Source organism: Rhizobium sp. CF080 (assembly GCF_000282095.2).
Classification (GTDB): Bacteria; Pseudomonadota; Alphaproteobacteria; order Rhizobiales; family Rhizobiaceae; genus Neorhizobium.
This window is the reverse complement of sequence record NZ_AKKC02000015.1, coordinates 103,402-128,173: the sequence shown is the minus strand read 5'-3', so window position 1 is coordinate 128,173 and position 24,772 is coordinate 103,402. Positions and strand designations below refer to the sequence as shown.

Annotated in this window: 25 protein-coding genes; 18 read left to right on the top strand and 7 right to left on the bottom strand. The window is 62.3% G+C overall.

Annotated elements, in window-relative coordinates:
* Positions 1–304: 304 nt before the first annotated feature.
* Positions 305–1,024: a Crp/Fnr family transcriptional regulator gene (locus PMI07_RS27610; protein ID WP_007762270.1), complete on the bottom strand. Its 720-nt coding sequence runs from the start codon at positions 1,022–1,024 to the stop codon at positions 305–307.
* A 139-nt stretch (positions 1,025–1,163) separates the two neighbouring features.
* Here PMI07_RS27610 and PMI07_RS34555 point away from each other — a divergent pair, with 139 nt between their 5' ends.
* From PMI07_RS34555 to PMI07_RS27530, 17 genes are all read left to right on the top strand, one after another.
* Positions 1,164–1,412, top strand: coding sequence for a hypothetical protein (locus tag PMI07_RS34555; protein WP_007762275.1), 249 nt, complete (start codon positions 1,164–1,166; stop codon positions 1,410–1,412).
* 255 nt (positions 1,413–1,667) lie between these two features.
* On the top strand, positions 1,668–2,723 hold the full coding sequence (locus PMI07_RS27600; protein ID WP_007762277.1) for a septal ring lytic transglycosylase RlpA family protein: 1,056 nt from the start codon (positions 1,668–1,670) through the stop codon (positions 2,721–2,723).
* A gap of 62 nt (positions 2,724–2,785) precedes the next feature.
* Positions 2,786–3,958 carry a D-alanyl-D-alanine carboxypeptidase family protein gene (locus PMI07_RS27595; protein ID WP_037088538.1) on the top strand — a complete coding sequence of 391 codons (1,173 nt, stop codon included), beginning with the start codon at positions 2,786–2,788 and terminating at the stop codon, positions 3,956–3,958.
* A gap of 69 nt (positions 3,959–4,027) precedes the next feature.
* A complete protein-coding gene (tmk, locus tag PMI07_RS27590; protein ID WP_051484276.1) occupies positions 4,028–4,708 on the top strand; it encodes a dTMP kinase in 681 nt (226 codons plus the stop codon).
* Positions 4,705–5,733 (top strand): DNA polymerase III subunit delta', encoded by a 1,029-nt coding sequence (locus PMI07_RS27585; RefSeq protein WP_024164213.1) that lies wholly within the window; start codon positions 4,705–4,707, stop codon positions 5,731–5,733. Before tmk ends, PMI07_RS27585 begins: the two co-directional genes overlap by 4 nt.
* A 104-nt stretch (positions 5,734–5,837) precedes the next feature.
* Positions 5,838–7,391 (top strand): methionine--tRNA ligase, encoded by a 1,554-nt coding sequence (gene metG / locus PMI07_RS27580; protein ID WP_007770913.1) that lies wholly within the window; start codon positions 5,838–5,840, stop codon positions 7,389–7,391.
* A 10-nt stretch (positions 7,392–7,401) separates the two neighbouring features.
* The gene (locus tag PMI07_RS27575) at positions 7,402–8,184 is read left to right on the top strand and encodes a TatD family hydrolase (RefSeq protein WP_024164212.1); all 783 of its coding nucleotides are present in this window, start codon (positions 7,402–7,404) and stop codon (positions 8,182–8,184) included.
* A 3-nt stretch (positions 8,185–8,187) separates the two neighbouring features.
* Entirely contained in the window at positions 8,188–9,009 is an 822-nt protein-coding gene (locus PMI07_RS27570) for an MBL fold metallo-hydrolase (RefSeq protein WP_007755085.1), read from the top strand.
* 239 nt (positions 9,010–9,248) lie between these two features.
* On the top strand, positions 9,249–9,407 hold the full coding sequence (locus tag PMI07_RS35455) for a hypothetical protein (protein WP_007755082.1): 159 nt from the start codon (positions 9,249–9,251) through the stop codon (positions 9,405–9,407).
* Between the two features lie 196 nt (positions 9,408–9,603).
* The gene (locus PMI07_RS27565) at positions 9,604–10,350 is read left to right on the top strand and encodes a putative endoIII-related endonuclease (RefSeq protein WP_007755078.1); all 747 of its coding nucleotides are present in this window, start codon (positions 9,604–9,606) and stop codon (positions 10,348–10,350) included.
* A 72-nt stretch (positions 10,351–10,422) separates the two neighbouring features.
* The gene (locus tag PMI07_RS27560) at positions 10,423–10,770 is read left to right on the top strand and encodes a DMT family protein (protein WP_007755076.1); all 348 of its coding nucleotides are present in this window, start codon (positions 10,423–10,425) and stop codon (positions 10,768–10,770) included.
* Positions 10,771–10,940: 170 nt separating this feature from the next.
* The gene (locus tag PMI07_RS27555; RefSeq protein WP_007755074.1) at positions 10,941–12,824 is read left to right on the top strand and encodes a peptidylprolyl isomerase; all 1,884 of its coding nucleotides are present in this window, start codon (positions 10,941–10,943) and stop codon (positions 12,822–12,824) included.
* A 19-nt stretch (positions 12,825–12,843) separates the two neighbouring features.
* Complete coding sequence (gene trpD / locus PMI07_RS27550) at positions 12,844–13,860, top strand: anthranilate phosphoribosyltransferase (protein ID WP_007755071.1); 1,017 nt, start codon at positions 12,844–12,846, stop codon at positions 13,858–13,860.
* A 4-nt stretch (positions 13,861–13,864) separates the two neighbouring features.
* Positions 13,865–14,680 carry an indole-3-glycerol phosphate synthase TrpC gene (trpC, locus tag PMI07_RS27545; protein WP_007755068.1) on the top strand — a complete coding sequence of 272 codons (816 nt, stop codon included), beginning with the start codon at positions 13,865–13,867 and terminating at the stop codon, positions 14,678–14,680.
* The gene (moaC, locus tag PMI07_RS27540) at positions 14,680–15,159 is read left to right on the top strand and encodes a cyclic pyranopterin monophosphate synthase MoaC (RefSeq protein ID WP_007755066.1); all 480 of its coding nucleotides are present in this window, start codon (positions 14,680–14,682) and stop codon (positions 15,157–15,159) included. Before trpC ends, moaC begins: the two co-directional genes overlap by 1 nt.
* A gap of 3 nt (positions 15,160–15,162) precedes the next feature.
* The gene (gene glp / locus PMI07_RS27535; protein WP_007755065.1) at positions 15,163–16,377 is read left to right on the top strand and encodes a gephyrin-like molybdotransferase Glp; all 1,215 of its coding nucleotides are present in this window, start codon (positions 15,163–15,165) and stop codon (positions 16,375–16,377) included.
* Positions 16,378–16,440: 63 nt separating this feature from the next.
* Positions 16,441–17,874 carry a deoxyribodipyrimidine photo-lyase gene (locus tag PMI07_RS27530; RefSeq protein WP_007755063.1) on the top strand — a complete coding sequence of 478 codons (1,434 nt, stop codon included), beginning with the start codon at positions 16,441–16,443 and terminating at the stop codon, positions 17,872–17,874.
* Between the two features lie 24 nt (positions 17,875–17,898).
* On the opposite strand, the gene PMI07_RS27525 is transcribed toward PMI07_RS27530, so the two are convergent.
* Positions 17,899–18,303 (bottom strand): VOC family protein, encoded by a 405-nt coding sequence (locus PMI07_RS27525; protein ID WP_155956663.1) that lies wholly within the window; start codon positions 18,301–18,303, stop codon positions 17,899–17,901.
* 113 nt (positions 18,304–18,416) lie between these two features.
* Positions 18,417–19,556 carry a citrate synthase gene (locus PMI07_RS27520; protein WP_024164211.1) on the bottom strand — a complete coding sequence of 380 codons (1,140 nt, stop codon included), beginning with the start codon at positions 19,554–19,556 and terminating at the stop codon, positions 18,417–18,419.
* 80 nt (positions 19,557–19,636) lie between these two features.
* Between PMI07_RS27520 and PMI07_RS27515 the strand changes: the two genes are divergently transcribed.
* Complete coding sequence (locus PMI07_RS27515; protein ID WP_007757736.1) at positions 19,637–20,728, top strand: citrate synthase/methylcitrate synthase; 1,092 nt, start codon at positions 19,637–19,639, stop codon at positions 20,726–20,728.
* Positions 20,729–20,735: 7 nt separating this feature from the next.
* Here the strand turns inward: PMI07_RS27515 and PMI07_RS27510 are convergent, their stop codons facing one another.
* The 4 genes from PMI07_RS27510 to tpiA form a co-directional block, all read right to left on the bottom strand.
* The gene (locus PMI07_RS27510; RefSeq protein ID WP_007757735.1) at positions 20,736–21,506 is read right to left on the bottom strand and encodes an SDR family oxidoreductase; all 771 of its coding nucleotides are present in this window, start codon (positions 21,504–21,506) and stop codon (positions 20,736–20,738) included.
* Positions 21,507–21,636: 130 nt separating this feature from the next.
* On the bottom strand, positions 21,637–23,265 hold the full coding sequence (locus tag PMI07_RS27505) for a CTP synthase (RefSeq protein ID WP_037088535.1): 1,629 nt from the start codon (positions 23,263–23,265) through the stop codon (positions 21,637–21,639).
* Positions 23,266–23,400: 135 nt separating this feature from the next.
* Positions 23,401–23,859, bottom strand: coding sequence for a preprotein translocase subunit SecG (gene secG / locus PMI07_RS27500; protein ID WP_007757733.1), 459 nt, complete (start codon positions 23,857–23,859; stop codon positions 23,401–23,403).
* Between the two features lie 95 nt (positions 23,860–23,954).
* The gene (tpiA, locus tag PMI07_RS27495; protein ID WP_024164210.1) at positions 23,955–24,725 is read right to left on the bottom strand and encodes a triose-phosphate isomerase; all 771 of its coding nucleotides are present in this window, start codon (positions 24,723–24,725) and stop codon (positions 23,955–23,957) included.
* Between the last annotated feature and the right edge of the window lie 47 nt (positions 24,726–24,772).

The following is a 24,772-nucleotide window of genomic DNA, read 5'->3' as shown; positions in this document are numbered from 1 at the left end:
CGACGAACATTGAGAGAACGGGAGTGCTACCATTTTGCTACCCAACTCGGTAGCATCGATCGGGAGTATGAGGGAAAAGGAGATACAGGTCACATCAAAACCCGGTAAATCCCGGCACTTCCCAGCACTGATGCAGACAGGGAAAGACGCCGCGAACCGAATTTCAAGACCGGTTCCTTAAACCACTCGGACACTCTTCCCTGTGCGCTGGCTTTATAACGGTCAAGGGTCCAGAGTCAACCTGAGCGAGGCATCCAATCTTGTGATCGTATCATGGTACCGTCCGCCGCGAACACCGAGACCCTCATCGTGGCTCCACCGAGAGGCTCAGATAGGTTGGATCGAATTCTGCGACTTCCTGCAACCGGTCCCAGTCGAGAATGGTGATCGTCTGGTTGGTCCAGGAGATCAGGCGTTCTCGCCTGAGCGCCTGGATGACGCGGTTCATGTGGACGAGCGACAATCCCAGCACATCGGCCATCTCGCCTTGCGACAGCGGAAGGTGAAAGCTCCAGCCGTTGATGCGGCGGACCACGCCGAGACGTACGTAGAGTTCGCAAAGGATGTGGGCGAGGTGCGAGACTTTGGAGCGCCGCCCCATGGCGACGATCCAGGCGCGGTGGATCGATCCGTGCACCAAAGTGTCGAGCCACAGCATGCGGGTCAGGTGCGGGTGGCGTTCTGTCACGATCTTGAGTTCCGCATGGTCGGACAAGCCGACATGGCATGGGGAGAGGGCGATGACGCCGTGATCCATGGTTTTCAGCAGGAAGGCGTGCAGGTCGACAAAATCGCCGGGGACGTGGATCGCCGTGATCTGCCGCGTTCCTTCTGCCGTCAGTTTGTATCGGGCCGCGAACCCGTCGACGAGCAGGCTGCTGTAGCCGGGTCTCGAACCCTCGACCACCAGATCTTCCCCGGCCGGAAAACGTCTTTCACGGGCCACGATGCGCCTGAGGATGTCGCACTCTTCATCGGTAAGAACGTCATGCTGTTCGAGATTGAGAAGCAAAGGGTCGATCACGGCTATCCTCGGCGGGCATCGTATCCAGGGGAAACGGATGAGGAGGCTATATAGATCCATCGGAAAGACCGACCACGGGGCGGGAACAAATTCCCGCACCGGCAATTCGGTCCATCATATTCAAGGCAGTGAGCAGGGCATGGCGCGATATTTCTTCGATCTTACCAATGGCGACGGGCCTGTCCGTGACGATCAGGGGCAGGAAGTATCGACACGCGAGGGGATAAGCCGGGAAGTGAGCCGGATCCTGGCAGACATTGCCCGCGAGGAACTGCCCGACCGGGGAAACGGCGCGATCTCCATCGAAGTCCGCGATGAACGTGGCCAGCCGGTGTTGACCGGCTGCCTGTCGTTCCAAACACGATGGCATGATGAACCTGAGCATTGATGCGCAATGCCCAACTTCCCCCGAGGATAAGCTTGATTTTCGGGAGGAGTCATTAGTCAATTGTTAACCATATTGAATAGAATTTTATCTATGTGCCCAAATTCACTCGCATTTCTACCGCGTTACTAGCAAAAGTTCATTTCCATTGTGTTCGGCGGCGTAGGGGTATGTCCCGAACAGGTTCAATGGCTGTGAAAAGCGGCACGGTTACGAGGACCGTTCGCAGCGTATTGCAGTGAAGGCGGCATGGGACGGATGAGTTTGGGTTTGAGTGGCGGCAAGCTTTCGCTGGGTGCGAAATGGCTCGGGATAACGATGGTCTGCGCGGGGATGGCATCCTGTGCCACAACCGAGGCACCGAAGCCTAATAAGCCCAGAAGCAAAGAGTATTTTTCCGAAAAGGAATATGGCGTTAAGGCCAGCCCGCGCGTGGTCGGCGACGGCCGGCCCGTGCCGAAGGGGGGCGGGCGCTTCATGGTCGGCCAGCCCTACGAGGTCAAGGGCCAGACCTATGTTCCGAAAGAAGATCCCAATTACAACAGAAGCGGCCTTGCCTCCTGGTACGGTTCGGCTTTCCATGGCCGCTTGACCGCCAATGGCGAAGTCTATGACAGCGAACACCTGTCGGCCGCGCATCCGACCTTTCCGCTGCCGAGCTATGCGCGCGTGACCAATATCGACAACGGCACCTCGGTCATCGTCCGGGTCAATGACCGAGGCCCCTATCATCCGGGCCGCATCATCGACGTTTCAGACAAGACCGCCGAAATGCTCGACATGAAGCGGATCGGCACGGCTCACGTTAACGTGCAATATGTCGGCCGCGCCCGCATGGACGGGAAGGACATGCCGTTCCTGATGGCATCCTACATCCGCAAGGGCGATCGCATGCCGTCGATCCGACCGGAAGGCCAGATCGCCACCGGCGTCATGGTCGCGTCGAACCAGACATTCGGCGACCAGCTCCAGAGCTACGGCTCGGCCATGCCGCGTCCGATCGCGCTGGCAGGCCGCACGCCGAGCGGCCCGGCGCCGGTTTCCGCCGCGCCCCAGGCTTTCGAGGCCTTCGAGAATTTCTCGATGTTGCCGCAGGTCGGTCCGCTTCCGATGGAGCGGCCGGTTGCCGGCGGTGGTCTCGCGCAGACCCGGCAGGTTGCTCCTTCCTATCCGGTTGAGGCTCAGGCAAGGCCATCGCAGGCGCGGAACCTCGAATCCGCCTATGCATCGGCACCTCAGGCGAAAACTCCGCAGGTCATGTTCGGCAACATGGTGCTGGAAGGTCCCAAGGCCGCTCAAAAGCCCGTGCGCTAATCCAAGTGGCGATTGCGGGGTGCAATCGCCACTGCTACGCATGGGACAGAACGGTTCATGGGGTGATCATGCGGCGCCTGCTCATTCTTCTTTGCCTGGTATTCCTGCAAGCCGGCGCGCTTTCGGGAGCCGTCCACGCGCAGGAACCGCCACCCGCTTTCGTGACCAAGGCCAAGCAGGTCTATATGGTAGAGGCCAAGACCGGCACCGTCCTGCTTGCCTCCAATGAAAATCAGGGCTTTCCGCCGGCCTCACTCGCCAAGCTGATGACCATGGAATTGGTCTTCAGTGCGTTGAAACGCGGCGAGATCAGCCGCGACACGATCTTTCCGGTTTCCGAATTTGCCTGGCGCACGGGGGGCGCGCCCTCCGGCACCACGACCATGTTTGCAGCCTTGAAATCCCAGATACGCGTCGAAGACCTCGTCAAGGGCGTCGTCGTCCAGAACGGCAATGATGCCTGCATCGTGCTGGCGGAAGGTATTTCCCATTCGGAAGGCGAGTTTGCAGCGCGCATGACGGCGCGCGCCAAGGATCTGGGGCTCGGACGTTCCGTCTTCGGCAATTCCACCGGTCTGCCGGACAAGGACAGCCGTACGACCGTGCGCGACCTCGTCGAACTCTCTCGCCATATCTTCCGCGAATATCCGGAATTCTATCCGATCTACGCGCAGCCCGATTTCACCTGGAACAAGATCTTCCAGCGCAACAAGAACCCGCTTTTCTCGCTCAATATCGGCGTCGACGGCCTGGGTGCGGGCTTTGCGGAAGGTTCGGGTTATGCCCTGGTGGCGTCGGTGGCACGCAACGGCACGCGGCTCTTCCTCGCCATGGGTGGGCTCGCAAGCGACAAGGAGCGGTTGGAGGAGGCGAGACGAGTGCTCGAATGGGGGCTTTCCTCGTTCGAGACCAAGGTCCTCTTCAAGCAGGGCGAGGTGATCGGCCAGGCGAGCGTCTATGGCGGCACGTCGAGCCATGTCGACCTCGTTGCCAAAGAACCGGTCGATATCTACCTGCCTGCCAACAATCCCGATCGCCTGTCCGGGCGAATCGTCTATCGCTGGCCGCTCAGGGCTCCGGTCGCAGAAGGTCAGGATGTCGGCGTGCTGAGAATTTCGGCGGGCGACCGGGTGGTGCGGGAAGTGCCGCTGGTGACGGCGAAATCGGTCGGAACGGGCAGCCTCGTCAGCCAGGCGACGGACGCGCTGCTTGAACTGATGTTCTTCTGGCTTTGACAACACGATGTTTCGCAGCACACCCATATGCGTTATAAGCTTGAGCATAAAATGAGTGCGGAAAGACGCGTGGCAGAACATTCCGGATTGTTCGTAACTTTCGAAGGCGGCGAGGGGGCTGGCAAATCCACCCAGATTCGCCGGCTGGCGGATCAGCTGCGTCGCCGCGGCCATGATGTGCTGATGACCCGGGAGCCTGGCGGCTCGCCGGGGGCGGAAGCTGTGCGCCACGTCCTGCTCTCAGGTGCTGCGGAAGAGTTCGGCGTGCGGATGGAGGCGATCCTGTTTGCCGCGGCCCGCAATGACCATGTCGAGGAAGTAATCCGGCCTGCGCTCGAAAGCGGCGCCATCGTGCTGTGCGACCGGTTCATCGATTCCTCGCGCGTCTACCAGGGCGTCACCGGCAATCTGGAGCCTGACTATATCGAGGCCCTGCAGCGGGTGGCGATCAATGGTGTGGTACCGGATTGCACGCTGATCCTCGACCTGCCGGCCGAAGTCGGGCTGAACCGCGCCCGCAAGCGCGGCGCCGACAGCGCTCCCGATCGCTTCGAACGCGAGGAGATCGAGACCCACGAAAAGCGCCGCGAGGCCTATCTGGAGATCGCCGAAGCGGAGCCGGAACGCTGCCAGGTGGTCAATGCCGAGCGTTCGGAAGACGAGATCGCCGACGAGATTTTCTCGATCGTCGAACCGCTGGTACGCGAACTGAGCTTTACCCAGAAGAGCAGCGCGGAATCGGTCGGATGAGCGAGGAATCTGCCGGCCTCCTGGAAGGCGCCGTGCCGCCGGCGCGCAATCCGCATCTCTATGGTCATCACGCTGCCGAGGATTTTCTGGCACGCAGCTACCAGTCGGGCAAAGGCCATCACGCGATCCTGATCGAAGGGCCGGAAGGCATCGGCAAGGCGACGCTTGCCTTCCGTTTCGCCAACCACGTTCTGTCCCATCCCGATCCTGCGATGGCGCCGGACCATCTCGCCGATCCCGACCTCAACTCGCCCGTCAGCCGCCAGATTGCTTCCGGAGCCTCGCACAATCTCCTGCATCTCGCCCGCCCGGTGGACGAGAAGACCGGCAAGACGAAAACCGCGATCACGGTCGACGAGGTGCGCAGGGCCGGGCATTTCTTCTCCCAGACGTCAGGCACCGGCAATTGGAGGATCGTCATCATCGATCCGGCCGATGACCTGAACCGCAATGCGGCGAACGCCATCCTGAAGATTCTCGAGGAGCCGCCCCGGCGGGCACTCTTCCTGGTCCTTTCCCATGCGCCCGGAAAACTGCTGCCGACGATCCGCTCGCGATGCCAGTCGCTGCGCTTGTCGCCGCTCGGTGACCAGGACCTTTCGACGGCGCTCGCGGGCCTGGGCATGCCGCTCGACGGCGGCAAGACGCAAGAGATGGTGCTCGGCATGTCCAAGGGCAGCGTTTCCCAGGCACTGAAACTCCTGAACTACGGCGGCACCGAAATCATTTCCGCCTTCGACGAGGTGATCGCGGCCGACGGCCCGACGGCCCGCAAGGCGATGCACCGGCTGGCGGACGTGCTGTCCGGCAAGGACAGCGAAGTGATCTTCGGCTTTTTCCTCGAGCACCTGAGCGACCACCTGATCGATCGCGCGCGCCACGCAGCCTTGGCCGGCGATCTTTCGACAGCCGACAGGCAGGCAAAACTCGTCAGCGACATGACCGAGAAGATCACCATCGCGCAGGCCTATAATCTCGACCGCAAGCAGACGATTTTGTCCATCCTTGACGCCGCGCGGCGTTGATCCAAGGGCAGGGGCGGGAACCCAACAAGGAACTTTGTGTTTCGCATCCGCGAAACATGCGCTAAGAGCGGCATGATCTAAATCCAAGTGCCCGAGTGCCCCTGATGTCCGATAAGACGCCCTATTACATCACCACTGCGATTTCCTACCCGAACGGCAAGCCGCATATCGGCCATGCCTACGAGCTGATCGCGACGGATGCCATGGCGCGCTTCCAGCGCCTCGACGGCAAGGATGTTTTCTTCCTGACCGGTACAGACGAACATGGGCAAAAGATGCAGCAGACGGCGCGCGCCGAAGGCATCACGCCGGAAGCCCTTGCCGAGCGCAATTCGAGTGAATTCCGGGGGATGGGCAAGCTGCTCAACGCGTCCAACGACGATTTCATCCGTACCACCGAGCCGCGCCATCACCAGGCCTCCAAGGACATCTGGAACCGGATGGCCGACAATGGGGACATCTACAAGGACACCTATGCCGGCTGGTATTCGGTGCGCGACGAGGCGTTTTATGCCGAGGATGAAACCTCGGTGCGCGACGGCGTCCGCTACGGGCCGCAGGGAACGCCGGTGGAATGGGTGGAGGAGTCGAGCTACTTCTTCAAGCTATCCGAATACGGCGACAAGCTGCTGAAGCACTACGAGGAAAACCCGGATTTCATCGGCCCCAACGAGCGCCGGAATGAGGTGATCTCCTTCGTGAAGTCCGGTTTGCGAGACCTGTCCGTGTCGCGCACGACCTTCGATTGGGGTATCAAGGTACCGAACGATCCGGCGCATGTCATGTATGTCTGGGTCGACGCGCTGACCAACTACCTCACCGCCACCGGCTACATGGAAGACCCGAACGGCCCGCGCGCCAAATACTGGCCGGCCGACGTGCATATCATCGGCAAGGACATCATCCGCTTCCACGCGGTCTACTGGCCGGCTTTCCTGATGTCGGCCAGGCTGTCGCTGCCGAAGCGTGTCTTTGCCCACGGCTTCGTGCTGAATGCCGGCGAGAAAATGTCGAAGTCGGTCGGCAATGTCGTCGATCCGTTCGAGCTTCTGGAGAAGTTCGGGCTCGACTACGTGCGCTATTATCTCTGCCGCGAGATTTCCTTCGGCCAGGACGGCAATTGCAACGATCAGCTGATCGCCACCCGAGTGAATGCGGATCTGGCCAACGGCATCGGCAACCTTGCCAGCCGCTCGCTGTCGATGATCGTCAAGAATTGCGACGGCCATGTTCCGGAACCGGGCGAGCTCACCGACGCCGACAAGGAACTGCTTGCGGCGACAGACGGCCTGATCGCCGTCTGCCGCGAGGAGATGGACAAGCAGCTCATCAACCGCGCTCTTGCGGCGATCATCGGTATCGTTTCCGAGACGGACCGTTATTTCGCGGCGCAGGCGCCGTGGGTGCTGAAAAAGACCGATCCGGCCCGCATGGGCACGGTGCTCTACGTGACGGCGGAGGTGGTGCGCCAGATCGCCATTCTGCTGCAGCCGTTCATGCCGGAATCGTCGGCCAAGCTGCTCGATCTCGTGGCTTCTCCGGCAGATAAGCGAGATTTCCTGGCGCTCGGCGAAGCCGGTCGCCTGAAGCCCGGCACGCCGCTTGAAGCGCCGACGCCGGTCTTCCCGCGTTATGTGGCGCCGGAAGCGAGCGCATAAGGCCTTATCCATGTTGATCGATACCCATTGCCACCTGGACTTTGCCGATTTCGCCGAGGAGCGCGACGCGATCGTGTTGCGCGCCCATGCGTCCGGCGTCGGCCAGATGGTGACGATTTCAACGCGGGTGCGAAAACTCGACGGCCTGCTGGCTCTCACCGAGCAATATCCGTCGGTCTTCTGCTCGGTTGGAACGCATCCGAACAATGCCGGCGAAGAGCTGGATATCCAGACGGAAGACCTGGTGCGGCTTGCCAATGCGCATGAAAAGATCGTTGCGATCGGTGAGGCCGGGCTCGACTATTTCTACGACACGCAGACGCCGGCCGACCAGAAGACCGGGCTGATCCGCCATATCGCGGCTGCCCGGGAAACCGGCTTGCCGCTGGTCATCCACAGCCGCAGCGCCGACGAGGACATGGGCGAGATCCTGACGACGGAAAGCGGGAAGGGGGCCTTCCCTTTCATCCTGCATTGCTTCTCGTCCGGCGCAGACCTTGCCCGGATCGGCGTCGAGCTCGGCGGCTACGTCTCGTTCTCAGGCATCCTGACATTTCCGAAATCGGAAGACCTGCGCACGATCGCCAAAACCGTGCCGCTCAACCGCTTGCTGGTCGAAACCGACGCGCCGTATCTGGCTCCAAAACGCTGGCGCGGCAAACGCAACGAACCGTCCTACGTCGTGAACACGGCCGAAGTGCTCGCCGAATGCATGGGCGTCAGTTACGAGGAGATTGCCGAGGTTACCACGGAGAACGCGTTCCGCATCTTCTCCAAGATGCCGAGGCTCTGATCTGTGGCGAGATATCGGCGGCGTTTCACCATTCTAGGCTGCTCGTCGTCGCCCGGCGTGCCGCGGCTGAATGGCGACTGGGGCGCCTGCGATCCGAACAACCCGAAGAACCGCCGCACGCGTGCCGCCTTCATGGTCGAGCAGATCGCACCCGATGGTGGCAGTACGGTGGTCGTGGTCGATACCGGCCCGGACTTCCGCGAACAGATGATCGCCGCCAGGGTCCAGCGGGTCGATGCGGTTCTCTATACCCACGCCCATGCGGATCATCTGCACGGCATCGATGACCTGCGCGGTTATTTCATCCTGCAGCACCATCGTATCCCGATCTATGCGGATCCGGTCACCATGGACCGGATCCGCCAGGGATTTGGCTATTGCCTGGAAACGCCGCCTGGCGGCAATTATCCGCCGATCGTCCGGCCGTTTCTGATCGAGACAATGGACGAGCCCATCGTCATAGACGGGCCGGGCGGACCGATCCGTTTCCTGCCGCATCTGCAGGTGCATGGCGACATCCATTCGCTGGGTTTCCGGATCGGCGACGTAGCCTATTGCAGCGACGTCAGCGACTTTCCGCCTGAGAGCGTCTCGAGGCTCGGCGGGCTTGACGTGCTGATCATCGATACGCTGCAGTACAGATATCATCCGAGCCATCTGTCGCTGGAACAGGCGCTCGAATGGATCGCGAAATTTGCGCCGAAGCATGCGATCCTGACGCATATGCATCTTCCGCTCGACTACGACACGGTGATGGCAGAGACGCCGCAGCATATCGAACCGGCCTATGACGGCTTGACGTTCGAAGTCGCCGTCGATCTCTGATCTGGCCGCGTGGATGGAGTGACCAAATCCTTGGTTTCCAGGGCTTCCGGATATATCGTTTAGTTCCATAATCTATCTTATGCGATAATTGTATCAAATCGGGAACGTTGGCGACGGATGCCCGTTCCCTCTCGCTGAGCTTGCTGACGGGTCGGCATCCTCGTCAAGCTCGGCGCAAGCAAGCGCTCCTACCATCAACCTCATCCGGAATGATTCCGGTTTAGATTGAGGACAATGATATGTCGAACGAAGCCAATACCCACCCGCCGTCCGAACAGTCGCTCGCGCTCTTCCTTCAAGACAACGACGCCGATAAGCTGACCGATATCCTTGTCGAGGCGCTCTACGAAGCCTTCCGTATTCTTGAAGACGAAATCCGTCCCGGGACGCTCCACTGAATTTTATCGTGCTGTTCGAGCGTCAAGCAAAGCGCTCGGACATCGCGGAAATACTGCTATCCCGTCACCCTCGCCCAGCAGCGATTTTGTCTGGGATTTGAGTTTCGGGAATGCAGCGAGCCGGCACAAGCGATTGAGACCCAGGCCTGGGCGAAAATCAGCTTGAAATGTTCATCATTTGTTCTAATAATAAGGAATGCAGATAGCTTTCGATTTCGGCACGCCGACAGACATAACGTTGATGCGCGACCGCCTGCGTTCCATGCTGAGCGGTTACCGCCCCCACAATTTGCGCGAACCGATCGGGCAGATGATCAAATCCTTGATCAGCAGCCGTACCAAGGACGAAGTCTCTCTGCGCGCTTACGAGCGTCTGATCCGCCGTTATCCCCGCTGGTCGGATCTTGCGCAAGCGCCAGCCACCGAGATCGAGGCGGTCATCGCCAAGGTCACCTTCGCGGATGAAAAGGCGCGAAATCTGAAGGCTGCGCTCGGCATTATCGCCGTGCGCAACCCCGATTTCGATCTGTCGTTTCTGAAAAACATGCCGACCCCGCAAGCCCTTGCCTGGCTCGAAGCGCTCCCGGGTGTCGGCCCCAAGGTCGCGGCCTCGACCCTCAATTTCAGCACGCTCGCAATGCCGGCCTTCGTGGTCGATACCCATGTGCTGCGCGTTCTCGCTCGGTTTGGCATCGTCGGAGCCAGGGCGGATATCGAAACCGCCTATGCCAGGGTCATGGCTGCGGCCACGGACTGGACGGCGTCGGATTTTTCCGAATTCCACGTTCTCGTAAAGCGCCTTGGCCAGACGGTCTGCCGTTTCGAAACGCCGCTTTGTAACGAATGCCCGTTGAAGCGGGACTGCCCCACGGCGAAGTCCGCAGCCCCCAAAGCCCGATTTTCGCCTGAGCGGTATGACGCCGCATACCCGGCTCCACGTTGACAAGCCGGCTTGTCTTTGATGGACGAACGTGGTTGCCGTAGGCATCAGCAGCCTCTCACGGATTCTCCCATCATGTTCGCAAATGCCACGCCCCTCCTCACCATTGGCCTTCTAATTCTGTCGAACGTCTTCATGACGTTCGCCTGGTATGGGCACCTGAAATTCGAGAGCAAGCCGCTTTATCTCGTCATCATGGTGAGCTGGGGCATTGCCTTCTTCGAATATTGCGCCCAGGTGCCGGCCAACCGCATCGGCTACGGTTACTTCAATGCGGCGCAGCTGAAGACCATTCAGGAGATCATCACGCTCTCGGTCTTCGTGATCTTCTCCGTGCTCTATCTCGGCGAACCGATCCACTGGAAACAGATCGTCGGCTTTGGTTTCATCGCGCTCGGAGCCTTCTTCATCTTCACGAAATAGACGTCCCACGAAGGTCCTTGCAACAGGTCGCGGACGCCTTGGTTCGGCGTTCTACGGATCGTTTCCGCTTTTCCGTCAGCATGCCTTCATTTCTATCTCGGTTTGATTTAGAGACTGTCCTTCAATCCGCCTTTTCCGGCGGCAGGACTGTTCGCAAGGTATGTTGATCGATGCTTGATTCCCTCAGAAACGCCGCCCGCTCCTGGGTTGCCAAGTCGCTTCTCCTGCTTCTGGTTGCCTCGTTTGCCATCTGGGGTGCTTCTCAGTCGCTGGTGACGACCGGCGGCAACACGGTGATGACCGTCGGGGACCAGCAGATTTCGGCCCAGGAATTCCGCCTCGCCTATCAGCGCCAGATCGCCAATCTCAGCCGTCAGTTCGGAACGCAGCTGACCGCCGAGCAGGCCCGTGCCTTCGGAATCCAGAACGAGGTCTTCACGCAGCTCGCCGCCGGCGCCGCACTCGATCAGCTTTCCGACGACATGAACCTCGGCCTGTCGGAAGACCGCCTTGCCAACCTGATCGCCGAGGACCCGGCCTTCAAGGGCGTCAACGGCCAGTTCGACCGCAACCTCTTCACCTCGCGTCTTCGTAATGCCGGCATCCGCGAAGACGATTACATCAAGGAGCGCAGCAAGGTCGCGGTGCGCAGCCAGATCGTCGAGGCGGTTTCGGATGGCTTCCAGCCGCCGAAAGTGCTGGTCGATGCCTTGAAGAGCTATCGTGACGAGACCCGCTCGATCGACTACATCCTGCTGTCCAACGCCAATATCGACCCGGTCAAGGCGCCGGCAAACGATGTGCTCGCCGCCTGGTTCGAAGGCGTGAAGACCCGTTACCGCGCACCCGAATACCGCACCTTTACCTATGTGAAGCTGCAACCGGGCGATATCGCCGACGCGTCTTCGGTCACCGACGATGCCGCGCGCGCCGATTACGAGAAGCGCAAGGACAGCTACAAGACGCACGAGACCCGCACGATCGAGCAGCTCCCCTTCCCCAACAAGGAAATGGCGCAGGCCGCCGCGACGCAGCTGAAGGACGGCACCGCCACCTTCGACCAGATCATCAAGGATCAGGGCAAGACCGCGACGGACGTTCTCCTCGGCGATTTCACCAAGGAGAACCTGCCCGATCCGGCCTTTGCCGAACCGGCCTTCAAGATCACTGCAAGCGGCGGAACGACGTCTGTCATCGACGGCACGTTCGGTCCGGTCATCCTGCGCGTCACCAATATCCGCCCCGAGACGACGCGTTCCTTCGACGAGGTCAAGGAAGAGATCCGCAAGCGGCTTGCCGTCTCTTCCGCGTCGCAGGAAGTCTTAAGCGTCCACGATCGTTTCGAGGATATGCGCAGCGGTGGCACCTCACTCGAGGACACCGCCAAGGCGCTCAATCTCAAGGCGGTCACTGTCACCACCGATGCCTCCGGCCGTAACGAGAAGGAGCAGCGGATCACCGAGCTTCCGGCGTCGAACACGCTGCTGGGTGAGGTTTTCCGTACCGATCCGGGTGCCGACACCATTCCGGTCAACCTCGGCAATGACGGTTATGTCTGGTTCGACGTGCGCAACATCGCGCCGGAGCGCGACCGCCCGCTCGCCGACGTGCGCGACAAGGCCGTCGCCGACTGGACCGCCGAACAGCAGCGCCAGGCGCTTGCCGCCAAGGCGACCGAACTCAAGGGCCGCCTCGACAAGGGCGAGACGCTTGCCACTATCGCTACCGAGCTTGGCGTTGCGGTCGAGAACAAGCAGGGCCTGCGTCGCGGCGCCGAGGACGCGATCTTCGGCAACGAGGCGATTTCGGCGGCCTTCGCCGGCCCGGTCAACACCACCGCGTCCGCGCTGGGGTCCGATGGCGAAAGCCGCCTTCTGATGAAGGTGGTTGCCGTCGACCAGGCGACCACGGATGCGCTCTCCGGCGACCAGCAGCTGCAGCAGATGGCGAACGCGGCCGGTGACGACATGCTCGATCAGATGGTCAACAGTCTGAAGGACAGCTACGGCGTGTCCGTCAATCAGACTGCTGTCGACCAGGCCATGCTCCAGTAAACCAGAGGAATGGCCGACCATGCCTGAGCTGAAACCCCTGCTTGCCAAGGTTGCCAACGGCGAGAGCCTCAGTCACGAAGAGGCACGCGGCGCTTTCGAAATCCTGATGTCCGGCGAGGCGACGCCGTCCCAGATCGGCGGCTTCCTGATGGCGCTGCGGGTCCGCGGCGAGACGGTTGCCGAGATTACCGGCGCGGTCGAAACCATGCGTTCGAAGATGCTGCCCGTCTCCGGCCCTGCCGACGCCATCGACATCGTCGGTACCGGTGGCGACGGCCTCGGCACCTACAACATCTCCACGCTGGCCTCCCTGATCGTCGCCGGCTGCCGCGTCCCGGTCGCCAAGCACGGCAACCGGGCGCTGAGCTCGAAATCCGGCACGGCCGACACGCTTGGCGTTCTGGGGGTCAATCTGGAGATCGGTCCCGACCAGATCTCCCGTTGCATCCGGGAAGCCAGCATCGGCTTCATGTTCGCCTCCATGCATCACGCAGCCATGCGCCATGTCGGCCCGAGCCGCGTCGAACTCGGCACCCGCACCATCTTCAATCTGCTCGGCCCGCTTTCCAACCCGGCCGGCGCCAAACGCCAGCTTCTCGGCGTCTTCGCGCCAAAATGGATTGGCCCGATCGCCGAGGTCCTGCGCGATCTCGGTTCGGAGACGGTGTGGGTCGTCCATGGCGGCGGCATGGACGAGATCACCACCACGGGCGTCACCCAGGTAACGGCGCTGGAAGGCGGCAAGATCCGCTCCTTCGAACTGACCCCGATGGATTTCGGCGTGCAGCCTGCAACGCTCGACGAGCTCAAGGGCGGCGATGGTGTTCACAATGCCGCGGCCTTGCGGAGCGTGCTCGCCGGTGCCAAGAATGCCTATCGCGATATTTCGCTCTGCAATGCGGCTGCCGCGCTGGTCGTCGCCGGCAAGGCGGAGACGATCGCCGACGGCATGAGGCTTGCCACCCGGTCGCTGGACAGCGGCGAAGCGGCCGCCGCGCTCGACCGTCTGGTCGCCGTCTCGAATGACAAGGATTGAGGCCATGACGGATATCCTCAAGAAGATCGAAGCGTACAAGCGCGAGGAGATCGCGGCCGCGAAGGCGAGCGTGCCGCTTGCCGACCTGAAGGCCCGCGCCGCGGACCAGCCGGCTCCGCGCGGTTTTCATCGTGCGCTGAAAGCCAGGCAGGATGCCGGTGCCTTCGGCCTCATCGCCGAGATCAAGAAGGCGAGCCCGTCCAAGGGCCTGATCCGCCCGGATTTCGATCCGCCGTCGCTTGCCGCGGCCTACGAAGTCGGTGGCGCCACTTGCCTCTCCGTTCTCACCGACGGGCCGAGCTTCCAGGGCGCGCCGGAATTCCTCACCGCCGCCCGCAACGCCTGTTCGCTGCCGGCGCTGCGCAAGGATTTCATGTTCGAGACCTACCAGATCCACGAGGCCCGCGCTTGGGGCGCCGACTGCATCCTGCTGATCATGGCCTCGCTCTCCGACGACGAGGCGCGCGCGCTTTACGACGTCACGGCCGAACTTGGCATGGACGCGCTGATCGAGGTGCATGACGAGGAAGAGACCGAGCGGGCGCTGAAGCTCCCCTCGCCGCTGATCGGCATCAACAACCGCAATCTGCGTACCTTCGAGCTCAGCCTTGAAACGAGCGAGCGGCTGGCCCCGATGGTGCCGGCCGACCGGCTGCTCGTCGGCGAAAGCGGCATCTTCACCCATGAGGATTGCCAGCGCCTGAGGAAGGTCGGCATCAACACCTTCCTCGTCGGCGAAAGCCTGATGCGCAAGGACGACGTGGCCGCCGCAACCCGGCTTCTCCTGACCGGCGAGGCTGCGGCCCAGGCGGCGGAATAATGACTGGCCTCACCCATATCGGCGCCTCCGGCGAGGCGCATATGGTCGATGTCGGCGACAAGGCCGAGACCACCCGTTCGGCGACCGCCGAGGGTTACGTCCGCATGCTGCCTGAGACGCTCGCGCTGATCTGCGAGGGCAATGCCAAGAAGGGCGATGTGATCGGCACCGCGCGGCTGGCCGGCATCATGGCCGCCAAGAAAACCTCGGATCTTATCCCGCTCTGCCACCCGCTGATGCTCACCAAGGTGGTCGTGGATATTGCCGAGGACGAGACCCTTCCGGGCCTGCGGGTGACCGCGACCGCAAAACTGACCGGCAAGACCGGCGTGGAGATGGAAGCGCTGACGGCCGCCTCGGTGGCCTGCCTGACGATCTACGACATGGCCAAGGCCGTTGACCGGGCCATGGAGATCGGCGGCATACGCCTTCTCGAAAAGACCGGTGGCAAATCCGGAACCTACCGCGCGGAGGATTGAGACATGGCATTGCTGCCCGTTTCCGAAGCGACGAACCGGCTGCTCGCCCATGCGACCCCGATCGAAGCGGTGGACGCCATCTCTCTCGGTGAAGCAAACGGCCGGGTCCTTGCGGCGGATCTCGGCGCCCGCCTGACCCAGCCGCCCTTCCACGCTTCGGCTATGGATGGTTACGCCCTCAATGCCGCAGATGCGCCGTCGATCGGTTCGGAGCTGACCGTGATCGGCACAGCCGCGGCCGGCCACGCTTTCGATGGTGCGATCGGCAAGGGCGAGACCGTGCGGATCTTCACCGGCGCTCCCCTGCCCGATGGCGCGGATTCCATCCTTATTCAGGAAGATGCCGAAAAGCTCGAAGGCGACCGCATCCGCACCAAATTCGAAGTGGTGAAGGGCCGGCATGTCCGCCCCCGCGGTCAGGATTTTGCCGAAGGCGAAACGGTCCTGCCCGCCGGCACCCTCGTCGACTTCTCGCACCTGACCGTCGCTGCGGCCATGAACCACCCTGAGCTCTCCGTCTACCGCCGCCCGCGCGTCGCGATCCTGGCGACCGGCGACGAACTGGTCCCGCCCGGTGCCACGCCTGGAGCAGCGCAGATCATCGCCTCCAACACGTTCGGTGTCTCCGCGCTGGTGCGTGACAATGGCGGCGAGGTCCTCGATCTCGGCATCGTCCGCGACCGGCCCGAGGATATCACCGCAGCCATTGACAAGGCCCGTACGGCCAAGGCCGACGTACTGGTGACCCTCGGCGGCGCCTCGGTCGGCGATCACGACCTAGTGCAATCGACGCTGAAAGCCGCCGGCATGGAGCTGGATTTCTGGCGCATCGCCATGCGGCCGGGCAAGCCGCTGATGGTCGGCGCGCTCGGCGATATGCACGTCCTCGGCCTGCCGGGCAATCCGGTCGCAAGCCTTGTCACCAGCCTGCTCTTCCTCGAACCCCTGATCCGCAAGCTCGCGCACCTGCCGGAAAGGCACCGCGAGGTGCAGGGCATCACGGCACACAGGCTTGCAGCCAACGACCAGCGCCAGGATTATCTGCGCGCCAAGCTGACGAGGGACCGCGACGGCAATCTGGTCGCCGAGGCGTTCGGGAAGCAGGACTCGTCGATGATGAAGATCTTCGCCCATTCCGACGGCCTCATCATCCGCCCGGCGCATGCTCCGGAACTGCCGGCCGGTGCCCCCTGCCCGATCCTGCTGATCCGCCCCTGACGGTGATCCGATCCGCTGCGAAATCCGTACCTTGGGGCAGCAATGCCCTGAACGGAGAAGACCGTGTCTCTTGAAAAACCGGCCCCCGCCATCCTCTGGTTCCGCAAGGATCTGCGCCTCGACGACAACCCGGCACTGCACGCTGCGATCGAGGCCGGCGGCCCGGTCATCCCGGTCTATATCCGCGAGCCGGCACACCTGAACATCGGACCGCTCGGTGCCGCGCAGGCCTGGTGGCTGCATCACTCGCTAGCCGCACTCAAGGCATCGCTGAAGTCGCTGAGTGGTGACCTCATCTTCATCTCCGGCAAGGCCGAGGACGTGCTCACTGATCTCGTCCGCAAGACCAATGCAAAAACCGTCTTCGTCAACCGCGCCTATGAGCGGACGTTGTTCGACCGGGGCATCGCCATTGAGCTGAAAAAGCACGACATCGCTATCCGCGCCTTCCACGGACAGCTCCTGCACGAGCCGAAATCTATCCGCACCGGTGCCGGCAACGCCTTCAAGGTGTTTACGCCATTCTGGAACGCGCTCCAGAAGGTGGGCGAGCCGCAGGAACCAACCGACGCGCCGACGAAAATCCCCTCGCCCGAGCATTTTCCACTTTCCGAAAATCTCGATCACTGGGCTCTGCTGCCGAAGAAGCCGGATTGGGCCGCGGATTTCGGGAGGATGTGGACGCCCGGCGAAGCGGGTGCGCAGGAAAAACTTGCCGACGTCGTCGATCGCGATCTGCAGGACTACAAGCGCGGCCGGGATCTACCGTCAGTCCATGCCACCTCCCTCCTCTCGCCACATCTTGCGCATGGCGAGGTCTCGCCGGCCCGCATCTGGCATGCCGTCCGGGGCCTGCCCCCAAAGGCGTCTGAGGATGTTGCCCATTTCCGCCGCGAACTCGCCTGGCGGGACTTCTGCTACAATCTGCTGGCCGAATTCCCCAAACTTCACGACAGGAACTGGGACGACAGGTTCGACGGCTTCAAATGGGAATACGACGCCAAGGAGTTCAGCGCCTGGACGATGGGCCTGACGGGCTATCCCATCGTCGATGCCGGCATGCGCCAGCTCTGGCGCACAGGTTTCATGCACAACCGGGTTCGCATGATTACCGCGTCCTTCCTGATCAAGGATCTGATGATCGACTGGCGCCGCGGCGAAAGATGGTTTCGCGACACGCTGGTCGACGCGGATCCGGCCAACAATTCCGCCAACTGGCAATGGGTCGCAGGCTCCGGCGCCGACGCCTCGCCGTTCTTCCGGATCTTCAACCCCGTCCTGCAGGGCGAGAAATTCGATCCGGATGGCGATTATGTCCGGGAACATGTACCGGAATTGGCGAGGCTGGATCGCAAATACGTCCACAAGCCTTTCGAAGCGCCAGAGCATGTCCTGGAAAAGGCGGGCATCGAGCTCGGAAAGACCTATCCGAAGCCGATCGTCGATCACGCTTTTGCCCGCGACCGGGCCCTGGCTGCCTATCGCGACATCCGCTGATCGAGCCGAACGGCCAGGACGAAACTATTCCTCGTCCTGCCCGCGCTCGATCAATACCCAGACATGGCCTGCGGGATCGAAGATCGACGCTACCTGCCGACCGTTCATGTCCGTCTGGATCCTGTCGCGCATCATGCCGCCGAATTCGAACGCTGCATCGACGACGCTTTCGACATCCGGCACCGTCAGCTGGAAGATCGTGCTGACGGCGCCGTCGTTTTTCGGATGGTAGGGCCCCTGATAGGAAGGCGCTGCTTCCATGTCCGGATCGGAGCCGCACACGACGATACCGATCGATCCGAGCTCAAGCTCGATCATCGTCAGACGCAACATCTCGTAGGAATTCGTTTCCTTGGCACCGAAGACGTTCTTGTAGAACTCGGCTGTATCGCGTTCGCGGCCTTGCGCCACGAACAGGCTCAAACTCAAGCTAAAATCGCTGCCCAACATTGCCCATGCTCACCCTGATTCCCTTCGCAAGATAAAGGAGTTTCCGTGATGGTGTCATGTCGACCATGAAAGCCGCCGGCTTTTAAAAGACGCTATACACCAGAATCGCTGCCGGGGCCGGCATAGCGCGCCCTGGGCCGGATCAGGTGGCCGCTCTCGATCTGTTCCATGGCGTGCGCCAGCCAGCCGACGGTCCGCGAAAGCGCGAAGATGACGAGCGGTGCGTCTTCCGGAAGTTTGAAAGTCGCGGCGAGCGCCGCCAGCGCGAAATCGATATTGATCGGCTCGCCCAGGAGTTCCTCCCCGGCCTCTGCGAGCGAAACATAGAGCGGCGGCGCTTCGAAACTCGCCATCAGGGCCCGCGCCCGCGGATCGCCATGCGGATAGAGCCGGTGGCCAAAGGCCCTCACCACGCCTTCAGAAGACAACATGCTGCGGATCGCCTCGCGCACACCAACCGACGCCGCCTTTTCCGCGAGCATCGTGACGCTGATCCAGGCGCCGCCATGCCGCGGACCCGTGAGCGTGGCAAGGCCGGAAAGCGTCGCAGCGGAGAGTGCCGCGCCCGACGACGCCGTCACGCGCGCCGCAAAGGCGGAAACGTTGAGCTCGTGTTCGGCCGCCAGCACCAGTGCCTTGCGGATCGACCCGGCCGCATCGGGCCGCTGCCAGCCGAGCGCCAGCCGCTGATGCAGGAGCAGCGGCTCCGGCCACGGCGCCAGCGCCTTGGCTGCGGTCGAGAGCACGTCCGCCGCTTCGGCGCGCAGGATGAAGGGTTTCCGGCGCAGCGCCGGCAGGTCGCTCGTCACGCGGGCCGCAAGCCCGGCAAAAGCCGCCGCCATGCGCGTGGAGCCGCCTTGCCCTGCCCCCGCCGCGACGCGCACGCTGTCCGTATCCCAGAGCAGGGCTGCCACCTCCTCCAGCGTCGCATGCTCGCACAGCTCGACGGCATCGCGGCCGCGATAGAAAAGCCGCTCATTGGAAATGGTCGAGATCGACGTCGGCAGGACCGGATCGCCCCAGCGGATCGCGTCTGCCGCCACCGCTGCCGACTGGCGCCGTCCGGCATGGCGTGCCGCAAGACGCTTGACGTCGTCGGCCTGGTAGAGGCTGCGGCGCGGATCTGCCGGATCCGCCTTCGCCCGAATGCGGCCGCGGCTGACATTGGCGTAGAGCGTCTGCGGTTTGGTCCCGAGGAGGGAAAGCGCCTCTTCGGCTGTGATCCAGAGCATGCTTCACATTGATCGATTGCATCAAGATTGACGTCAATAAGACTAGGTCCGATCATCCTCCCCGTAAAGGAGAAACACTCATGAAAAACAACGGACTTGAAGATGTCATCGCCGCCGAGACCCGGCTTTCGGACGTTGACGGAGAAGCGGGTCGCCTCGTCATTCGCGGCGTATCTCTCGACCTGCTCGTCTCGCGCGCGACCTATGAAGATGTCGCTGCGCTGCTGCTGGATGGCCTGCTGGAACGACCCGTTACCGCAGCCGATCTGAGGGTCCGTCTTGGCGAGGCCCGCGCCGACGTTTTCTTCCATGTGGGTGCCGCGGATGACGCGCTTTTGAACCTGCCGCCGGTCGATGCCGTCCGCGCCTTGATCGCGCGGTTGCCGGATGGCGAGGATCTGGAAACGGCCCTGCGTCTGCTCGCCGCTCCTGCCGTCTTCCTGCCCGCCGTGCTGAGGCTCCAGAAGGGGGAGACTCCCGTGGCGCCACGCCCGTCGCTCTCCCAGTCCGCGGATATTCTCGCCATGCTGAATGGCCGCCTGCCGACGCAAGAACAGGTCGCAGCGCTCGACGCCTATCTGGTGACGATCTCCGACCACGGTCTCAACGCCTCGACCTTCGCCTCGCGCGTCGTCGCCTCGACCAAGGCCGGCCTCACCTCCTCCGTGCTCGCAGCGATCAGCGCGCTGAAAGGCCCGCTGCATGGCGGTGCGCCGGGACCCGTACTCGACATGCTGGATGCGATCGGCGCGCAGGAGAATGCCAAGCCATGGCTTGCCGATGCGTTCGACCGCGGCGAGCGTCTGATGGGCTTCGGCCATCGCATCTACCGCGTTCGGGACCCGCGTGCCGATGCGCTGAAACAGGCTCTAAAACCGCTTGTCGTCACTGGTCAGGTGGATCTCGATCGAATCCGTCTTGCCGACGCCGTCGAGCAGGCAGCGCTTGCCATCCTCAAGGAGCGCAAGCCCGATCGGCCGCTCGACGTCAACGTGGAATTCTACACCGCCCTTTTGCTCGACGCTCTGAAATTCCCGCGCGAAGCCTTCACCGGCGTCTTTGCCATCGGACGCACGGTCGGCTGGATCGCCCACGCCCGCGAGCAGGCACTGGAAGGCCGGCTGATCCGCCCGCGTTCGGTCTATGTCGGCCCGCTGCCGCAGGCGGCATGAGTGGCGATCACATCTGTATGGACATGCCGCCGTCGACGGTCAGCACATGGCCGTTGACGAAAGAGCCGGCGTCGCTGGCCAGGAACAGCGCGGCACCGGCGATCTCCTCGGGCCGGCCCCACCGCTGCAGCGGCACGCGCTGGCGCATGAATGCGATCATGTCGGGATCCGCGGAAATCCCTGCATTGGTCTCGGTGGCGAACATGCCAGGCGCAATCGCATTGCTGGTGACGCCGAACGGGCCGTATTCAGCCGCAAGGCTTCGCACCAGACCGGTCAGCCCCTGTTTGGCGACGGGATAGATGGCGTCGCCGGGACGAGCCATGCCGCCGATGATCGAGGTAATCGAGATGAGACGGCCGTGGCCCTGCCCCCTCATGATGTCCGCAGCACTGCGAGACAGGGCGACTGCCGAGAGCAGGTCGGTCTGGATCAAGTTCAGGATTTCGGCATCGCTGAACGCTGCAAACGGGCGCCGGTCGCGGGCACCGACATTGTTGATCAGGATATCCAGCCGGCCATGATCTGCGTGAAGTCTGGCGATCGTCTCGCGTCCGGCATCGAGATCTGCGACGTCGAAGGCAGCAGCACTCGCCTTGCCGCCCGCACTGGCGATGGAAGCCACTGCCTGTTCGAGCATTTCGGTCGAGCGGCCGCTGAGCACGACATGCGCGCCGGCCTCCGCCAGAGCCTTCGCCATCTGCAGGCCAAGCCCCCGGCCGCTGCCTGTGACGAGCGCCACGCGTCCGTTAAGAGAAAATCTGTCGAAAATGGCCATATCGCACCGCTGAAATGAAAAGAGCAATTCCGGCGAGCATAGGGGATGTCGCAGCAGTGCCGCCAGAGTGAAAATCTCCGCCTGATGGCAAAAAGGCAGGATGCGGAATCCTGCCTTTTGTCTCATATCCTCAGACGAGGCGGCTTTGTTCCAGCGCCGCTTCGACGAAGCTCGCAAACAGCGGATGCGGATCGAGCGGCCGGCTCTTCAGCTCCGGATGGTATTGGACGCCGATGAACCACGGATGGTCCGGATATTCGATCGTCTCCGGCAGTACGCCGTCCGGCGACATGCCCGAGAAGACCAGGCCGCAATTTTCCAACCGGTCCTTGTAGTCGATATTCACCTCGTAACGGTGACGGTGCCGCTCGGAAATATCGGTCGAACCGTAGATCTCGGCGATCTTAGTGTCCTTCTTGAGCGCCGCCTTGTAGGCGCCAAGACGCATCGTGCCGCCGAGGTCGCCGGCCGCCGAGCGGATTTCGAGCTCGTTGCCCTTCACCCATTCGGTCATCAGGCCGACCACCGGCTCCTTGGAGGGGCCGAATTCGGTGGAAGACGCCTTCTCGATGCCGGCGAGGTTGCGGGCAGCCTCGATGACGGCCATCTGCATACCGAAGCAGATGCCGAAATACGGCACCTTGCGCTCGCGCGCGAAACGGGCCGCATTGATCTTGCCCTGCGAACCGCGCTCGCCGAAACCGCCGGGTACCAGGATACCGTGAACCTTCTCGAGCCACGGCGCCGGATCCTCCTTCTCGAAGATCTCCGATTCGATCCACTCAAGATTGACCTTGACGTGGTTGGCGATGCCGCCGTGGTGCAGCGCCTCGATCAGCGACTTGTAGGCGTCCTTGAGGCCCGTATATTTGCCGACGATCGCGATCGTCACTTCGCCTTCCGGGGTGCGGATGCGGTTGCAGACCTCTTCCCAGGCTTCCAGACGCGGCTTCGGAGCCGGTTCGATGCCGAAGGCGGCCAGGACCTCGTTGTCGAGGCCTTCCTTGTGATAGGCCATCGGCACGTCGTAGATATTGGCGACGTCGAGCGCCTGGATCACGGCGGAGGCCCGCACGTTGCAGAACAGCGAAAGCTTGCGGCGTTCGGCCTCCGGAATTTCGCGATCGGCGCGCACCAGCAGGATATCCGGCGCGATGCCCATCGCCTGCAATTCCTTGACGGAATGCTGGGTCGGCTTGGTCTTGAGCTCGCCGGCCGCCGGAATGAACGGCATCAGCGTCAGGTGGACATAAATCGCGGTGCCGCGCGGCAGATCGTTGCCGAGCTGGCGGATCGCTTCCATGAACGGCATCGCCTCGATATCGCCCACCGTACCGCCGATCTCGCAGATGACGAAATCGTAGTCGTCATTGCCCTCGGTGACGAAATCCTTGATCTCGTTGGTGACGTGCGGGATCACCTGGACGGTTGCGCCGAGATAGTCGCCGCGGCGTTCCTTGTCGATGATGTTCTTGTAGATGCGACCCGTGGTGATGTTGTCGGTCTTGGTCGCGGAACGCCCCGTGAAGCGCTCGTAGTGACCGAGGTCGAGGTCGGTTTCCGCCCCGTCGTCGGTGACGAACACCTCGCCGTGCTGCGTCGGGCTCATCGTGCCCGGGTCGACGTTGAGATAAGGATCGAGCTTTCTCAGCCGAACCCGGTAACCTCGTGCTTGTAACAAAGCTCCGAGTGCCGCGGCCGCAATTCCTTTTCCGAGGGAAGAAACCACGCCGCCAGTTATGAATACATATCGCGCCATGGGATTCACCGGATACCTTTTCATTGGTGATTCCGCCAGCCTAAATCGTCCGCTTTGTTAAAACGGCTGTGGAATCTTCACAAAATAAAACCGGCAGGCTTTTGGCCTGCCGGAGCTTGAAACGTCGACCGTGCCTTACTGGCCGGTCGGAACACCCGTCGGGGCAGTCGGAGCGGCGGGCGCCGAACCGGTCGCGGGTGCGGGCGCAGCACCGGTTGCCGGAGCTGCTGGCGCCGGAGCGGATGCGCCGGAGCCGGACGGAACGCCGTTGCCTGCCGGAGCGGGCGCAGGTGCCGGGCCGAGCTGGTCGAGAATGCCGCCGCCCGTGCCCTGCTGGCTCTGCGGGATGCGGTTCAGGATGTCGCTCGGGCGGGATTCGTATCGAGCCAGGATGCCGAGCGCCAGCGAGGTGATGAAGAACAGCGTCGCGAGGATGGCGGTCGTGCGGGTCAGCGCATTGGCGGTGCCGCGTGCCGACATGAAGCCGGAGCCGCCGCCGATGCCGAGCCCACCGCCTTCGGAGCGCTGGATCAGCACGACGCCGACGAGCGCCAGCACGATCATGAGATGAATGACGATCAGAACGGTCTGCATGAATTAAAGATCCCTGCCCCTCGACGAGGCAATAGAAGAAGATTGGCGGCTCTTTACATGAGGCCCGCGCGCATTCCAAGCCCTTATCAAAAGCTTTAGGCCGTCAGTTCCTCATAGACACGATAGATGGCGAGAAAGTCCGAGGCTTTCAAGCTCGCGCCGCCGATCAATGCGCCGTCGACATTCTCGACGCCCATCAACTCCCTTGCATTGCCCGGCTTGACCGAACCGCCGTAGAGAATGCGCATCTGTCTGCCTTCGTCGCCGAACCGCTGGACGAGTTCTGCCCGCATGAACGCATGGGCGATTTCGATATCCTTGACGGTCGGCGTCAGTCCGGTGCCGATCGCCCAGATCGGTTCATAGGCGACGACGGTATTGGCAGCGTTTGCCGACAGTGGCAGCGAGCCGAAAATCTGGCGTTTCAGGATATCGAGGGTCTGGTATGCGTCGCGTTCATCACCGGTCTCGCCGATGCAGATGATCGCCGTCAGGCCGGCGGCATAGGCCGCCTCCGCCTTGGCGCGGACCAGATGGTCGGTTTCGGCATGGTCGGCGCGACGTTCGGAATGTCCGACGATCACATAGGTGCCGAAACAATCGGCGATCATTTCCGCGGAAATATCGCCGGTATGGGCGCCGCTGAGGTTCTGGTGGCAATCCTGGCCGCCGATCTCTAGCGGGCTATCGGTCGATAGCGCGGTCGCGACGTAAAGCAGCGTTGCCGGCGGGCAGATCAGCGTATCGACCTTTTCCGAAAGCGCTCCCATCACCCCATCGGCAATCGTCTTGATTTCGGTCAGGAACTCGCGGGTGCCGTTCATTTTCCAGTTTCCGGCAACGAGCGGGCGCACATCAGGCGTCATCGGCAAATATTTCCTCTCCATTCGGTTCCGACGAGCGGAACCGAAGC